The 15,467-nt window shown below is 65.9% G+C and carries 9 protein-coding genes and 1 pseudogene; 4 read left to right on the top strand and 6 right to left on the bottom strand.

From position 1 onward, the window contains the following. Positions 1-241: 241 nt before the first annotated feature. Positions 242-1,102: a polysaccharide deacetylase family protein gene (locus C7I55_RS27250; RefSeq protein WP_199193108.1), complete on the bottom strand. Its 861-nt coding sequence runs from the start codon at positions 1,100-1,102 to the stop codon at positions 242-244. A gap of 305 nt (positions 1,103-1,407) precedes the next feature. On the opposite strand from C7I55_RS27250, the gene C7I55_RS27245 reads away from it, so the two are divergent. Further along, the gene (locus tag C7I55_RS27245; protein ID WP_158266625.1) at positions 1,408-2,664 is read left to right on the top strand and encodes a glycosyltransferase family 4 protein; all 1,257 of its coding nucleotides are present in this window, start codon (positions 1,408-1,410) and stop codon (positions 2,662-2,664) included. Positions 2,665-2,946: 282 nt separating this feature from the next. Here C7I55_RS27245 and C7I55_RS27240 read toward each other — a convergent pair whose 3' ends face one another. The 5 genes from C7I55_RS27240 to C7I55_RS29345 form a co-directional block, all read right to left on the bottom strand. Then, positions 2,947-3,663, bottom strand: coding sequence for a sulfate/molybdate ABC transporter ATP-binding protein (locus tag C7I55_RS27240; RefSeq protein ID WP_106516211.1), 717 nt, complete (start codon positions 3,661-3,663; stop codon positions 2,947-2,949). A 1-nt stretch (position 3,664) separates the two neighbouring features. Then, a complete protein-coding gene (gene cysW / locus C7I55_RS27235) occupies positions 3,665-4,507 on the bottom strand; it encodes a sulfate ABC transporter permease subunit CysW (RefSeq protein WP_106516210.1) in 843 nt (280 codons plus the stop codon). Continuing rightward, positions 4,504-5,370, bottom strand: coding sequence for a sulfate ABC transporter permease subunit CysT (gene cysT, locus C7I55_RS27230; protein ID WP_199193106.1), 867 nt, complete (start codon positions 5,368-5,370; stop codon positions 4,504-4,506). The genes cysW and cysT overlap by 4 nt, the downstream gene beginning before the upstream one ends. A gap of 91 nt (positions 5,371-5,461) precedes the next feature. Further along, the gene (locus tag C7I55_RS27225) at positions 5,462-7,963 is read right to left on the bottom strand and encodes a TonB-dependent receptor (protein ID WP_233222450.1); all 2,502 of its coding nucleotides are present in this window, start codon (positions 7,961-7,963) and stop codon (positions 5,462-5,464) included. A gap of 714 nt (positions 7,964-8,677) precedes the next feature. Next, complete coding sequence (locus C7I55_RS29345) at positions 8,678-12,475, bottom strand: cadherin domain-containing protein (RefSeq protein ID WP_106516208.1); 3,798 nt, start codon at positions 12,473-12,475, stop codon at positions 8,678-8,680. Between the two features lie 353 nt (positions 12,476-12,828). Here C7I55_RS29345 and tnpA point away from each other — a divergent pair, with 353 nt between their 5' ends. The 3 genes and pseudogenes from tnpA to tnpC all read left to right on the top strand — a co-directional run. Continuing rightward, the gene (gene tnpA / locus C7I55_RS27210) at positions 12,829-13,281 is read left to right on the top strand and encodes an IS66-like element accessory protein TnpA (protein WP_233222449.1); all 453 of its coding nucleotides are present in this window, start codon (positions 12,829-12,831) and stop codon (positions 13,279-13,281) included. A 112-nt stretch (positions 13,282-13,393) separates the two neighbouring features. After that, positions 13,394-13,693 carry an IS66 family insertion sequence element accessory protein TnpB gene (gene tnpB, locus C7I55_RS27205; protein WP_233222448.1) on the top strand — a complete coding sequence of 100 codons (300 nt, stop codon included), beginning with the start codon at positions 13,394-13,396 and terminating at the stop codon, positions 13,691-13,693. A gap of 57 nt (positions 13,694-13,750) precedes the next feature. Beyond that, a pseudogene (gene tnpC / locus C7I55_RS27200) lies at positions 13,751-15,336 on the top strand (IS66 family transposase); the annotation flags it as partial. Positions 15,337-15,467: the final 131 nt, after the last annotated feature.

Here is a 15,467-nt window from a genome sequence, read left to right as displayed (position 1 = left end):
CTTGGTTGTCAATTTACTCCCCCCTGTCCTTCCTGGTTGAAGCATTGATTTCGGCGCGGCATTCGGGCGTTCCGTCGTGCGGCCATCTCCAGCACGCGACTCGCCCGGACCTGCGACTCCATTTCCACGGCGCACGGTACTCATCCCGTCACGTCGGTAAGATCCGTGCCGACCTGTGTCTGTCGCCGGAGCCGGACGGCGGCTGCAGGACATGCGCCCGCAATGACGCTCCGGTTCCGGATCACGCGCGCATTGCCGTCCGTTCGACGTCGACACCATCGGGCGGCGCCTCCGCGCCAAGTCCCTCATGCACGTAGGCATCGGCATATTCGCCCAGGGTCCCGCCGATGAAACAGGCCGAGGCGTGGGTGAACAGGATGTCGAGGTGATCGTATAATCGCTCGATCTGGTCCCCGGTGCGAAAGGTAGGGCTGCCTCCCGGCATCAGTTCCGAGGAATGCAACACGAACTGGACATAGTCGCGGCCTTCCCGCTCCGCCCTGTCGAGGAGATACAGCATGTCGGTCAGGTTGTGTCCGTTCGGGCGCAGCCAGAGAACCCGATGCGCGGGACGCCCCGCCAGGCGACGCAGGCCGCGCAAGAAAAAGGGCGCCTCGACCCGAACGGTCGAGACGGGGATCTCGAGCAGACGACCGCTGCCGAACTCGTACCAGAAAGGCCGGTCGGGGAAGCGCGTGTAATCGGGACCTCCGGGACCGCCCTCAGCTCCGGGCACGTTGCGCCAGGACCGGTGGGGGGTAACCGAGCAATCAACTCTGTAGCCATGATCCGCGAGGATACGCGCATAGGCGGCATTGAAGCCCCAGCGGCCGGCACGGTGAGAAACCATCTTCACGGCAAAGACATCTTCCAGCCGATCCGTCAGCATCCCGACCTTCTCGCGCATCCTGTCCTCGGGATAATCGATCAGATAGGGATGTTGCATGGCATCATCGGAGGTAAGCGGATCGAGAGGCGGTGAATCCCAGGCGTGCAGGTGCATCCCGATTTCGGCGGTTCGCCTGGCAAGCACGTCGTGCCCAAGTTCCCGGAACGCCCCGTCGTTGACCATCTCCCAATTGACCAGATAGGTCGGCTTCATGCCATGCGTTTCGCAAAGCCGCTGAAAACGGGGAAGATATCGGGCATTTCGGGTCGTCCCGGGCGAAGGACGAGCCCATGCATCGTCGCCTTCCGTGTCGATCGTGATCTGAAAAGCGGGTCGCTGCATCTTCGGCGCCTTGCAAGCTATTCTCGAGCAATGGCTCGTCAAGGCTCCTGCGTAGCGGATCCGGAACGGATGGTTCAAAGTCTATTATGACCAGCGGCGCTAATCCTTTCGGAGGATGTTGCGGCGGATCTGCGGCGCCTATCATGCTCCGCTGTGCCCAGCTTCAAGGAATGTTCGTGTCCCAGCGTCTGGACGGCTCCGGCAGTTTGCACCGGTCTCGGCACGAACGCCCGCTCTCCGGCGGATGCAAGGGCATCGCGCTCGTGCTGTCGGGGCTTGGTGCCGGTGGGACCGAGCGTGTCGCGTGCAGCCTCGCCAACCACTGGGCATCCGACGGACGCAAGATCCATGTCATCGCGCTCGACAGGGAAAACGACCCGTCATATTACGACTATCACACCGACGTGGAACTCGTCCGCCTCGGCCTTCCCCCGCAACGGCGTCCGGCCGCACAGGCCGCGCTCGCGATTGCGCGGCGCGCGCTTGCGATCAGGAATGCGATCCGGAACGCCGCGCCCGACGTCGTCCTGTCCTTCCTTACGCGTCAGAATATCCTGACGCTCGCCGCCACGAGGGGGATGTCCGTACCGGTGGTCGTATCGGAGCGGAGCAATCCGGAACGGCAGCATCCCGGACCGCTGTGGCATTGGCTCCGAAACCGGCTTTATCCGCGCGCCGCGCGCCTCGTCGTCATGACCAACGGCGCTCGCGACTTCTTCAGCCCCGCCATTGCTGCAAGGACCAGCATCATCCCCAACCCGGTGGTGCTGCCATCCGGATGGCGCGCCCGACGCGGCAACAACCGGCTGGTCGCCGTCGGCCGCCTCGAGACGGTGAAGAGGTTCGACCGGCTGCTGCGGGCCTTCCACGCCGTGGCTGCCCGCCATCCCGCATGGACGCTGACGATCTGGGGAGAAGGACCGGAGCGTGCCGCTCTCGAGCAGCTGACGCGCCGGCTCGGACTGGACGGCCGCGTCGAGCTGCCCGGCGTGACCGAGATGCCGGGAGGCTGGATCGAGACCGCCGATGCCTTCGTTCTGACGTCCGATTACGAGGGATGGCCCAACGTTCTTGCCGAAGCGATGGCATCGGGACTGCCTGTGATCGCCGTTGACTGTCCGCACGGGCCCTCCGACATGATCCGGCACCGGCACGACGGATTCCTGGTATCGCCCGACGAACCCGCGGATCTCACGGCTGCGATCGACGAACTGCTTGGCGACCCGCTCCTGCGCGACCGGCTCGGCACCGCTTCGGCGGCGAGTGCGGCCCGGTTCGCGCCCGCACCGATCATGGACCTTTGGGAGGAGATCGTCGCCGACGTCTGCGGCCGTACCATGCCCAAGGCTCCGAGCCCGGTCTCAGTCGGTGATCGCCGCGCGGGCCGCGCGGGGCGGGAGCTGCCTCAACCGCAAGGCGGGCCTGCCGGCTGAAGCTCGAGATTTCGTCCGGGGAGACGCCCGGCCGCCGTCGCACCAGCGGCCATGGTCTACGCGGTCGGATCGCCCCCCTCCCCCCCCCCGGCGTTTCTCCTGGCCGCCGCCGGAAGGATCCGGCATCCGGAGCCCGCGGCTGCCGGGTGTCCGCCATGACGAGGACTCCCGCACGGCGACCGACGGATCTTCCCGGAAGCGGCGACCGGTTGCGGCAGTCACGGTGTCGGCGACGCCCCTCGGATCCGAAGCTGGAGCCTGCAGGGCGCCCCTTCTCTTGCGTCAGGAGACGAAGCTCTCGACGAAGGAGCTTGCCGGCGCTTCCTGGATTCCTTGCGGGGTATCGAACTGTTCGATCCGTCCGCCGCTGAGGATGGCGACGCGGTCGGCGAGTGCGAACGCCTCCTCGTGGTCGTGGGTGACGAAGATGGTGGTCAGTCCGATATTCTCGTGGATCCGGCGCAACGCACTTCTCAGCTCGCGCCGCACCCTTGTGTCGAGCGCCCCGAACGGCTCGTCCAGGAGCAGGATCTGCGGGTCCCGCGCAAGGGCGCGTGCAAGGGCAACACGCTGGCGCTGCCCGCCGGAGAGCTGCGCCGGATAGCGTTCGCCGCAGCCCTGGAGCTGGACGAGTTCCAGCAACTCCTCGACCCGCCGGGCAATTTCGTGCCGCGGCGGGCGCTTGCGGCGTGGCAGGATGGAAAGGCCAAAGGCTATGTTGCGAGCAACCGTCATGTGGCCGAACAGGGCGTAATGCTGGAAGACGAAGCCGATGCCGCGCCGGGCGGCAGGCTTGTCGGTCACCTCCTCCCCTGCGAAGACGATCCGCCCGGAGTCCGGAAAGTCGAGGCCGGCTATGATACGCAACAGGGTGGTCTTGCCCGATCCGGATGGACCGAGAAGCGCGACGAACTCTCCCGGGCCGATGTCGAGAGATACGCCGTTGAGCGCCGGGTAGGTCGAGAAATGCTTCACGGCCTCCTCGACCCTGATCGACATGTCAGTGGCCGCGTGCAGCGAGGACGTCGCGATGCCGCCATTCGAGGTAGCTCTTGAGCGCGAGCGTGACGAGAGCGAGGAGCGCGAGGAGAGAGGCGACTGCAAAGGCGGCAACGAAGTTATATTCATTGTAGAGTACCTCCACCTGAAGGGGCATGGTGTTCGTCTCGCCACGTATGTGGCCGGACACGACGGATACGGCTCCAAATTCACCCATGGCACGCGCATTGGCGAGCAGGACGCCGTACAGCAGTCCCCAGCGCACGTTCGGCAGGGTCACGTGCCACAGAAGCTGCCAGCCGGACGCCCCGAGCGTCAGCGCCGCTTCCTCGTCCGACTTGCCCTGTTCCTCCATCAGCGGGATCACTTCGCGCGCGATGAACGGGAAGGTCACGAAGATCGTGGCCAGCACCATCCCGGGCAGAGCGAAGATGATCTGCAGGCCGCTGTCCTGAAGCAGCGGGCCGAACCATCCCTGGCCTCCGAACAGGAGGATGAAGATCAGGCCGGCGACCACGGGCGAGACGGAGAAAGGCAGGTCGATGAGCGTGGTCAGGAAGGCCTTCCCCCGGAAATCGTGCTTCGCGATCGCCCAGGCGGCCGCGATCCCGAACACGAGATTGAGCGGCACTGCGATCGCCGCGACAAGCAGGGTCAGCCGGATGGCGGAGAGCGCGTCCGGCTCGGTTATCGCTGCGTACCATGCGCCGATGCCCTCGGCGAATGCCTCCGCGAACACCGCGCCCAGCGGGATCAGCAGAACCAGCCCGACATAAGCGAGAGCGAGCAGGACCAGGCCCAGGCGCGCCGTGCGGCTCTCCTGGAGAGGGTTGGAGCGGCTCATGCGACCCTCCGGCGCTGCCAGACCTGGAGCGCGTTGATCAGGAAGAGCATGGCGAAAGAGACGATCAGCATCACCACGCCGATCGCCGTCGCCCCTGCATAATCATATTCCTCGAGTTGCGTGACGATCAGCAGGGGCGCGATTTCGGAAACATAGGGCATGTTGCCGGCGATGAAGATCACCGAGCCATATTCGCCGGCGCCGCGGGCGAATGCGAGTGCGAAGCCGGTCGCGAGCGCAGGGAAGATGGTCGGCAGGACCACCCACAGGAAGGTCTGCAGCCGGGTCGCCCCCAGCGTCACGGCGGCCTCCTCCATCTCGCGCGACACCTGGGCAAGCACCGGCTCGACGGTGCGAACGACGAATGGGAGTCCGATGAACACCAGGGCGACCACGACCCCGGCGGGCCGATAGGCAACGGCAATACCGGAATTTGCAAGGTAGCTGCCGATCATCCCATTAGGAGCGTAGATCGCCGTCAGAGCAATACCCGCCACTGCCGTCGGCAGGGCAAAGGGAAGATCGACCAGGGCGCTGAGCAGGCGCTTGCCGGGAAAGGCATAGCGCACCAGAACCCACGCGACGACGAGACCGAAGACCGCATTGATGATCGCCGCCAGCAATGCACTGCCGAAGCTCAGCCGGTAGGCGGCGAGCGCCCGATCGGACAGCGCAGCGTTCCAGAAGGCCTGCCAGCCCTCGCTTCCACTCTTGACGAAGATCGCGCTCAGCGGGACCAGCACGATCAGCGACAGCCAGGTGATGGTGATCCCCAGGGCAAGCGGAAGGCCGGGCAAGGAGGATTTCTGCCGCTTTCGTCGCATCATCGGGGCGGGTCGCGCTGCCAATGTGAGAGTGGACATCTGGAAGTTCCTCGATGGTTGATCAGCAAGGAGGGCGCCGCCGCAAGTGCCTGCCGCCCCGGGCGCTTGCGCGGGCCGCGGACGGCTCCCGTTAGAAGTTGAGGCGCAGCGTCATGCCGTATGTTCTCGGGTCGGCGGGTTGCCCGACCACCAGCCCGGTGCTTCCCGACTGCGTGGCGAGAATGTCGAAATAGTCGCTGTCGAAAGCGTTGCGCATCCAGGCGAAAAGATCCCACTTTTCGGGGACGCGCACTCCGAGCCGGAGATTGACGATCGAATAACCGTCGATGTCGGTATATCGGGATCGCGACGGGTTGGACGAGAATTTCGAGCGGTAGCTCGCATCGGCTCCGGCATAGGCTTCGCCCTCGCCTCCCGGCAGGGCAAGCGGATGGCGGAACTCGGCGCCACCCGAAAATGCCCAGCGCGAAATGCCGGGCAGCCATTGACCGGAGATATCGCAATTTGCCGGACTGATCCCCCCCGGGGTGCCCGGGGGGCTTGCAGCCTGTCCGGGCCCGGCCGCGGTACCGCCGGACAGCTCGGGAGGGCATGGCGCATCCACGAACCTGCTATATTCGTGGTCGGTGAAGGCGCCGCTTGCGTATAAGGTGAGCCGCTCGGTCGGGCGGGCCGAGAAATCCGCTTCGAGTCCGCGGACGCGCACCTTCTCGGCATTTGCGAGATAGCCGCGCAGCACGCCCAGCTGACCGTTGGTGACGGTGGCCTGATATTCCTCGATCTCCGACCAGAAGCCCGCGAGATTGAGCGTGATCCGGCGGTTCCAGAACTCGGTCTTGAGCCCGACCTCGAAATGGGTCACGTCCTCGGGCTTGACCGTCTGCACGCTGAGGATCGGATTGTTGTTCGCGTCGAGCGGCAGGCCCGCGAGGTTGATCCCGCCCGACTTGAAGCTCTTCGCGTAAGTGGCATAGGCCATCGCGTCGCGTCCGAGCTGGTAGGAGACGGTGAAGTCTCCCGAAATGTTCCAGTCGCTGAACCTGGGCGCGTAGCTTTGCGGCGGCAGGCTCGCGCACTGGTCGCGCGTGATACTGCTCGCGGGCGGCGGGTTGCACTGGAGCGCCGCGCCGGTCCCCGTGAATACCAGGGCTTCGTAACGGCCCGACTTCTTGTCGTAATTCACGCGCAGCCCCGGCTGCAGCGTCAGGCGTTCCGTCACTTTCCAGCTCACCTGCCCGAAGGCGGCAAGGCTCGTCGTCGACAGCAGGATATCATTTTCGGACCTGAGGCCGTTCAGGACAGACGGATTGCAGGCGTTGGCGGTCGGCGGGGAGCAACCGCCGGATCCCGCCGCAACGTTGCCCGGGTTCAGCAGCCAGCGGCTCGCGGCCGGCCCCTGCGCCTGCACACCCGTCGTACGCTGGCGCTGATGATAGGCGAACAGGCCGAGCACATAATCGAAGCGCGGGCCGGATGCGGCATAGCGGAATTCCTGGGAATATTGGTTTTGCCTGGAGGGATTCGCCGAGATCGTCGTGATCGGAAGCCCGGTGAAATCGCGATCGTTGGACGGTCCCCAGTTCCAGAACCTCCAGGCCGACACCGACGTCAGGGCACCAGGCCCGATTTCCCATTCGAGGCGCAATGCCGCTCCGCCGATCTCCTGAAACGCCTCGAGCGGCGTGTCGAGGTCCGTGCGGCGGTCGAACGGATCGGTGCTCGGGGGCTCATAGTCGAACGCGGCCGCCAGCGCCGCGAATTGCCGGTTGAGCGGGCGCTGGGTCGCTCCCGTTCTGACGTAGATCTGGGCGCAGCATTCCGGATCCTGGCGGTTGTAATCGCTCGTCAGCACGACATCGAAATTGTCGGCCGCACGCCAGAGAACGGATCCCCTGAAGCCGAGATTGTCCTGTTCGTTGACGCGCGAGCCGGTGAAGATGTTGAGGATCGTGCCCCGGCGGCGAGTCGCGGAGGCGGCCACACGAACCGCGAGGCGGTCGTCCACCAGCGGGCCCGAAATCGAGCCCTTCGCCTGCACGAACCCGAGATTTCCGACGCTCAGCTCGGCGCGTCCCTCGAATTCGAACGTCGGCAGCCTCGTCGTGATGTTGATCGCACCGGCCGTCGTATTCTTGCCGTAGAGCGTTCCCTGCGGCCCGCGGAGCACCTCGACCTGCTCGACGTCCAGGAAGTCGAACGTCGCCGCCGCAATCCGGCTGTTGTAGACCTGGTCGATATACACGCCGACACCCTGCTCGATCCCGTCATTGGTGAGCCCGAACGGGGCCCCGAGCCCGCGGATGTTCGCTGCCGAATTGCGTGGGTTGCTCGAATAGAATTGCAGGGAGGGCTGCAATTGCGTGAGCTTCGCGACATTGAAGCTTCCGGTGGATTCAATTGCGTCGGAATTGAGGACCGAGACGGCGAGCGGGACGTTCTGGACGTTCTCCTGGCGCCGCCGGGCGGTGACGACGATCTCCCCCTCCCCCTGCGCGACAGGCGCAATTGCAGGCGCCTGATCAACCGGTGCGCCCGCGGCAGGTTCGATCGCGCCCGGCATCGCCTGCGCCGCAGCGGTGCCGGGCAGGACCAGGATCGCGACGGCCGTTGCCTGCCGGTAAGCTGCTCGCATGGGTTCGTCTCCAGAAGATGGGAACGGTTCTGGAGCAATCTTGATGTCTACCGGGAAAGTAGACAAATACCCTTTGGGATATACCTCTTTTTGTCTACTCGCATGCTCGACAAGCCAGCCTGCCCCCGTCCGGGATGCCTCTTTCGGCGCCGTCGAGCGGCCATTCGCCTTCCCGCAGAAGGTCGATCGCGCGACTGCCTGCCTGCTGCCGGGGAGCGCTCCTGCCGACGTGCCTGCGATATCCGGCACGAGACGGGTTGCCCGATCCGGGACAGTGTCTTCCTGGCACAATTGAAACCAAATTGCCGTCCGGTCAGCATGCGACTGTGACGACAAGGGTTCTCTTTGGGACACGTCGAGGAGAGGTGTCATGAAACCAGCGAAGGAACTGATCGGGAGTCTTCGCCGGCGGGCGGAACGCTACCGGACGATGTCGGATGCCACGGCCTTGGAGGGACGACGGATCCTGCTGAGACTGATCGCGGGCGCGTATGAGCAGGAAGCGGTTCGGCTCGCCCAGGGGGTCGCGGCCCGGAGCGAAAACGAGCGCGCTTGCGGCAGCGTGGACGTCGCGCGCGGCGGGCCTCGCTCCCAGCCTGAATCGCGGGAACAGGACGCTTAGACGACACGGGAGCTTGGCAGAGCGCGATATCGCCGAGGCGCGCTCGGTCCCCGCCGCTCGCTCCGATATCAATGCGCCGGCATCGCGCCGGCTCAGATCACATTGGAGGAATTGAACGCCGCCAGCATGCTCGCGCCGAGCAGGATCACCCCCTGATCGAGAATGCCGTCCCCATTGCCATCCCAGAACAGCCATCCGTCCAGGGGGCCGGCGACGAACACCACCGAGGTGCCGGCCGTCATCTGGGTGGTCGCCGCCGACAGGGCGTCGCTCATCAGCGTGCCGGCGATTGCCCGCTCCGCATAGGATGCGGCAGCGAGGATGCCGCCGACCATCGCGAGGTCGATCCGATCCTCAACCGCCAAGAAATCGGTAATGGTGTCGGCCGCGGCGGCCTGGACCGAAGTGTCGCCAGGAGCGAAGTAGAAGGTGTCGGCGTCAAGGCCGCCGGTCAGCACGTCCTTGTTCAGCCCTCCGATCAGATAGTCAGCGCCCTCCGAGCCGTTCAGCGTATCGTTCGAGCTGCCCCCGTTGAGCCAGTCGTCTCCCGCACCTCCGGTGAGCTTGTCGGGAGATTCATCGCCGCTCAGCCGGTCGTTGCCGGACTTTCCGCTGAGCGTGTCGCTTCCGAGGCCGCCGAAAATCGTATCGTCTCCGCCGGCGCCTTCGATCGTGTCGTTGCCGGCATCGCCGTTGAGACGATTGGCGGCCCCGTTGCCGGAGATGACGTTATCGAGCGCGTTTCCGGTGCCGTCCAGAGCATCGGCTCCGACGAGCGTGAGATATTCGACATTGTCGGGAAGCCGGTACGAAACCGACGCTTTGGCGTGGTCGGCAGTCCCTTCGCCGGCGAACTCGACGATCCTGTCGTCGTTCAGCGCGTCGCCATCGTCGGAATAGGTGTCGACCGCGTAGACGTCGCTGTCGATCCCGCCCTGCAGAAGATCGGCGCCGGCGCCGCCATCCAGCTGATCGGTTCCCGCGCCGCCGCGCAGATCGTCGGCGCCGAGACCTCCGGAGAGGGTGTCATTATTGTCGCCGCCGTCCAGGACATCGTTGCCGTCGTCGCCGACCAGCACGTCGTTGCCGCCGAGACCCTGAAGGGCATTGGCGGCCATATTGCCGGTGATGAGATTGGCAAGGTCGTTGCCGATGCCGGTGAGCGCGCCGAGCCCGGTGAGCGTCAGCCGCTCCACGTTTGCGGGCAGGCGATAGGAGACGGCGGCGTTCACCAGGTCCACGCCTTCGCCCGCGAGCTCGACCACGAGGTCGTCGTTGATGTCCTTGCCGTCGTCCGAGAACGTACCGACGAAGTAGATGTCGTCGCCAGGCCCGCCGACGAGGCGATCGGTACCGGCGCCGCCATCGATGCGGTCGTTTCCGCCAAGCCCGAAGATCGTGTCCGACAAGGCGGAGGATCGAAGGGCCGAGGAATTGGCGGTCGGTGAGAAGGTTTCGCCTGCCGCAGTGCCGGTCAGGGTGCGGCCGATCTCGTTCACGTCTGTGATCGTGACTCGGATCGCCTGCAACGCGGAGAGCATGCCGTCGGTCGCCCTTACGAACACTTCGTAGATGCCGTCGGAATCGGCATCGATCCGGTCCTCGTAATCGGGCGCTGCCCGGAACGCGAGCGAGCCGGTCGCTGCGTCGAGGAGGAACAGGTCCGCATCCGCTCCGCCCTCGAGCAGATACGAGATTCGAGGACCGTCGGCATCGCTCGCCTGCACAAGAGTCACCGCGATCGTGTTCTCGGCGATGCTCACCTCGGCCGTCGCCCCGCCGCCGTTCGACGTGAAGGAAGGCGCGACGTCGTTCACGCCGAAGATTTCGACCGACAAGGCCTGCTCGGCCGTGAAGCCGCCGTCGGAGGCGCTCACGACGACCTCGTAAACGCCATTACGGTCGGAGTCCGAGGCATTCTCGAAATCGGCGGCTGCGAGGAAGGACAGCCTTCCGGTCGCCGCGTCTATCGAGAACAGGCCGGCATCCGCACCCCCGGCAATCGCAAAGCCAGGGTTCGTCCCGTCCGCATCGATAGCCAGGACGGTCGTTACCAGCCCGAGATTCTCGGGCATGACGATCCTTGCCGCGGCGGTGCCTCCGTTCGACACGATTGCCGGTGCGAACTCGTTTTCGTTGCCGATGGCGATGCGGAGCAGCTGCGAGCTCGTGTTGATACCGTCGGACGCACGAACGCGCACTTCGAACATGCGGTCGCCGTCAGCATCTCCCGGCTGCTCGAAATCGGGGGGCGTGATGAAGCGCAACTCGCCCGTGAGCGCGTCGATCACGAAGGCCGCGGCATCGGGGCCGCCGGCGATCGAGAGCGTAGGCACGGTGCCGTCGGGATCCGCTGCGGTGACGGTCGCGGCGAGACTCGTGTTCTCGGCGACCAGGAGATCGACGGTCGCCGCGCCGCCATAGGAGGTCATGACCGGGGCGGCGCCGTCCGCGGCATCCGTGACCGTGATCCGCAGCGTCTGGATGTCGGTGCCGCCATAGCCGTCGAGTGCCGCGACGACCACCTCATAGACATTGTCTGCGCCCTGATCGGCAGGAGATTCGAAGTCGGGAGCGCCCAGGAACGAGAGCGACCCGGTGGCGGCATCGATCTGGAACAGGTTGCGGTCGGGCCCGGCGACGAGAGCGTAGCGGATCACCTGGCCAGGATCAGGATCGGTCGCCATCACGACGGTCACGTCGAGGCTGTTTTCGGTCAGGGTGAGCGCCGCCACGTCTCCGCCGCCGCCGGACTGGATGACCGGGAGGGCGTTGATCTGCCCTGCCGGGAAGATGCCGTCCGCAAACTGGAAGAACTCGACGTTCCTGACCGTGTCGGACGCTCCATCCGGCGCCCCGGGGCGCAGGTCGACGAACAGGGTGTCGCCGCTCGCGAGCGTGGAGAACGCATAGTCCGCACGCCGACCGGAGAATCGCACCGTGTCCGTGCCGGCACCGCCATCCAGGAAGTCGTTGCCGCCGCCGGCAACAAGGACGTCGTCCTCGGTTCCGCCGCCGGCATTGTCGTCGCCGTCGCCCGCGTCGATCCAGTCCGCGCCGGCGCCGCCGGCCAGGACGTCACTCCCGGCGCCGGCGTAGAGCGCATCGTTGCCTCCGCCGCCGTCGAGGCTATCCTCGCCCGCGATGCCGTCCACGTCTCCGAACAGCGTGTCGTTTCCCGCGCCTCCGAGAAGAGTGTCGTTGCCTATGTCGCCATGAAGCAGATCGTTGGCTTCCCCGCCCTCAAGGCGATCGCCGCGCCCGCCGCCGTGCAGCACATCGTTGCCGGCACCGCCGAACAGCGTGTCATCGCCCGCGAACCCGTCATAGCCGAGATCGTCGCCATAGAGGCTGTCGTCCCCGCCACCGCCGTAAATGGTATCCGCGCGTTTGCCGCCGATGATGATGTCGTTTCCCGCCCCGCCGTCGAGGCTGTCGCTTCCCGCGCCGGAAATCAGGATATCGTTGCCCTCCTCGCCGAAGATCTTGACGTCCTTCGCATAGTCGAGCCCGTCGACGCCCTGGGGGCTGAGATCGACCAGGTCGTCGCCGGCCCCGAGGAAGATCTGCTCGATACCCGAAAGGCCGCCAAGACCGTTGAGAAAGGTTCCGTTGTTGTAGAACAGGGCATCGCGGAACGCGGATCCGTAGACGATGTCCGTACCCTCGGCCCCGGCAAGGATGTCGAGCGACACCTGGATCTCGTTCGCGACGACCGTGAACGCGGATCCGTCGGCCAGATGATAGGGGGTCGTCCAGGTCAGCGTCGCGAGCACGGCGTCCGGGTTGCTGAACGCGAAATTCGTGTCTGCCATGAACGCCCAGAAGGCGTCCTTGCCGCTCGTGCCCTGGATGGTGCTTTTGCCCTTGGCGTTGAAATAGGTCGCCATGTCTCGCTCCCGCAATTTGCGGCCCGCGGCCCGGGCACTGCGCTCCCGGCTTCTACCAGCAAGCCGCCGCAGCGAGACCGGCCTTCCGGTCAGGCGACTAACTCTTAAGGCTGACCCGGACGGGTCTAAGACGGGTTAGTCATGTCCCTGTCCCTACGCAGTGCTCACGAATGTCTCGGGACGGCGGCAAGGCGGTAACAGGATCGAAACCGGGCTCGGAGGCGCGTTCGGCAAGGCGGCCTTCTCGTAACCGTCCGGTGAGCCGCGTGTTGCCGAGCGGGGCGTAGCCGTCGATGTCCGGACCTGTGGTGGTCTCCTTCTGGAGTGCAGAAGGAGGTCAGGAGATGAGGCGGATGGAGGTCATCACCCGGACGGAGCGCCGGCGGACCTACAGCGAGGCGGAGAAGACGGCGGTGGTCGCCGAGGCGTTGGCGCCGGGCGTGACGGTGCGCGAGGTATCTCGGCGGCTCGGCATCGCAGAGAGCCTCATCTACAACTGGCGGTCGGCGCAGCGAAAGGCGGTGAGCATCGCCAGCGAGCCGTTGCAGTTCATCCCGTATGGAGTGGTGACGGACGTCGTTTCGACTGAACCGAGTATGGCGCTGATGCCGGCGACACCTGCACCGGCACCCGCCAGGTCGTCGCCATCTGCGGCACCGGCGGAAGACCTGGTTCGCCCGCATCCAGGGACGCGACCGGGCAGCATCGACATCGACTTGGCCAGCGGTGTCCGACTGTCGGTCGACAGCTACGTCAACGAGAAGGCGCTCGCCCGCGTGCTGCGGGCACTGGGGCATGCGTCGTGATAGCGCTGGCGCCGGGCACCAAGGTGTATCTCGCCTGCAAGCCGGTGAGCATGCAGAAGGGCTTCGACGGGCTGACCGCGCTTGCCGGTATCTCGCCTGCAAGCCGGTGAGCATGCAGAAGGGCTTCGACGGGCTGACCGCGCTTGCCAGCCATGTACTCGGCGCCGACCCGTACTCGGGTCACCTGTTCCTGTTCCGGGGCAAGCGCGGCGACTATCTCAAGGCGCTGTACTGGGACGGCTCGGGCATGTGCCTGTTCGCCAAGCGGCTGGAGAAGGGCCGGTTCGTGTGGCCGCCACTGGTCGACGGCGGCATCGTGCTCAGCCCCGCGCAACTGGCGCTGCTCATAGAGGGCATCGACTGGCGGCGCACCGTGGCGCCCGCCCCGGTGACTGCGCCAACGCTGGTCTGAGCGGCACTTTTCAGCCCTTTTCGCTTGGCCTGAGTCGGGCCGGTGGTAAGATGGGCCATGTCGCTGGCGATGGTCGATCTCCCCTCCGACCCGGATGAGCTGCGCGCCTTCGCACAGGCGTTGCAGGCCCAGCACGCAGCCACTGTCACTGCACTCGCCACCAGCGAGGCCGAGCTTCGCGCCGCGAAGGCGACCATCCAGCTGACCGCGTTGGAGATCGAGAAGCTCAAGGTCCAGCTGGCACGGCTCACGCGCATGCAGTTCGGCCAGTCGTCCGAGCGGCTCACCCGCGAGATCGAGCAGCTGGAGCTGCGGCTGGAAGAGCTGGAGACGGTCGAGGCCGAGGCGAACAGCGCGTCCGCTGACGCCAGCGTGCCGCCCCCCGCCCGCGAGAAGCGCAAGCCAAAGCGCCTGCCGCTGCCTGACCATCTGCCACGCCAAGAGGTCCTCCACGCCGCTCCGCATGCGGACGGCTGCGGCGCTTGCGGCGGGACGATGTCGGCGCTGGGCGAGGACGTGACCGAAGTGCTGGAGTATGTGCCCGGCCGCTTCCAGGTCGTGCGCCATGTCCGCCCCAAGCTAGCCTGCCAGCGCTGCGACGCCATCACCCAGGCGCCCGCACCGGCGTTGCCCATCCCACGTGGCAAGGCTGGACCCGGCCTGCTCGCGCACGTGCTGGTGTCCAAGTACGCCGACCATCTGCCCCTCTACCGGCAGGCGGAGATATACGCCCGCGAAGGCGTCGACCTCGACCGCTCGACCATGGCGGACTGGGTCGGCCAGGTCAGCTGGCTGCTCCAGCCGCTGGTCGACCACATTCGCGCCCACGTGTTCGCAGCCGACAAGATCCACACGGACGACACACCGGTGCCGGTGCTGGCACCAGGGACTGGCAAGACCAAGACCGGCAGGCTGTGGGTCTATGCGCGCGATGACCGGGCTGGCAGGGTATCGGCCCGCCGGCAGCGGCCTACTTCTACACGCCCGACCGCAAGGGCGAGCGACCGCGTGCGCACCTCGCTGGCTTCAGCGGATTCCTCCAAGCCGATGGCTATGCGGGCTACGACCAGCTCTACGATGGACGCCGTCAGCCCGGTCCCATCGTCGAGGTGGCGTGCTGGGCGCACGTCCGGCGCAAAATCTACGACGTGTGGAAGGCGACCGGCTCGACCACGGCGCGCACCGGCGTCAGCATGATCGACCTGATGTACGAAATGGAAGAGTTGGGACGCGGGCTTCCGGTCGACGAGCGTCACGACCGCCGACAGGTCGTGAGGGCAGCGGTAAACGGCTTCTTCAACTGGGCCGAGGACACCATGCGGCGCATCTCGGGCAAGGGCGCGCTGGCCGACGCCATTCGCTATGCGGTCAAGCGTCGCGCGGCGCTGACCCGCTTCTGTGACGACGCGCGGCTCGAGGCCGACAACAACCGTGCCGAGAACTGCCTTCGCCCCGTGGCGCTCGGCCGCAAGAACTACCTTTTCGCCGGCTCGGACAAGGGTGGCGAGCGCGCAGCGGCGATCTACACGCTCATCCAGACCGCCCGGCTCAACTTCGTCGACCCAGAAGCCTGGCTGCGCGACGTGCTTACCCGCATCGCCGATGGGCACCCCGCCAACCGTATCGGTGAACTCGCCCCGTGGTACTCTTTAGAGCATGATCATTTTTCTGTGAATCTGGCAGGGGATTCCCAAAGGGCCTGGATCGTGATTCAAGGTGCTGGCTGGAAGGAGGCCAGCATGGATGACGCGGCCTTATTCAAATGATCTTCGCG

Origin of the sequence: Allosphingosinicella deserti, from assembly GCF_003012735.1 — a bacterium.
In the GTDB taxonomy this organism is placed as follows: Bacteria; Pseudomonadota; Alphaproteobacteria; order Sphingomonadales; family Sphingomonadaceae; genus Allosphingosinicella; species Allosphingosinicella deserti.
This window is presented reverse-complemented; position numbering and strand designations above follow the sequence as displayed.

Bases quoted from the DNA above. Each gene is read 5' to 3' on its own strand.
- C7I55_RS27250 (WP_199193108.1), bottom strand. From the start codon at position 1,102: ATGAAGCCGACCTATCTGGTCAATTGGGAGATGGTCAACGACGGGGCG.
- C7I55_RS27240 (WP_106516211.1), bottom strand. From the start codon at position 3,663: ATGTCGATCAGGGTCGAGGAGGCCGTGAAGCATTTCTCGACCTACCCG.
- cysW (WP_106516210.1), bottom strand. From the start codon at position 4,507: ATGAGCCGCTCCAACCCTCTCCAGGAGAGCCGCACGGCGCGCCTGGGC.
- cysT (WP_199193106.1), bottom strand. From the start codon at position 5,370: ATGTCCACTCTCACATTGGCAGCGCGACCCGCCCCGATGATGCGACGA.
- C7I55_RS27225 (WP_233222450.1), bottom strand. From the start codon at position 7,963: ATGCGAGCAGCTTACCGGCAGGCAACGGCCGTCGCGATCCTGGTCCTG.
- C7I55_RS29345 (WP_106516208.1), bottom strand. From the start codon at position 12,475: ATGGCGACCTATTTCAACGCCAAGGGCAAAAGCACCATCCAGGGCACG.
- tnpA (WP_233222449.1), top strand. From the start codon at position 12,829: ATGGAGGTCATCACCCGGACGGAGCGCCGGCGGACCTACAGCGAGGCG.
- tnpB (WP_233222448.1), top strand. From the start codon at position 13,394: ATGCAGAAGGGCTTCGACGGGCTGACCGCGCTTGCCAGCCATGTACTC.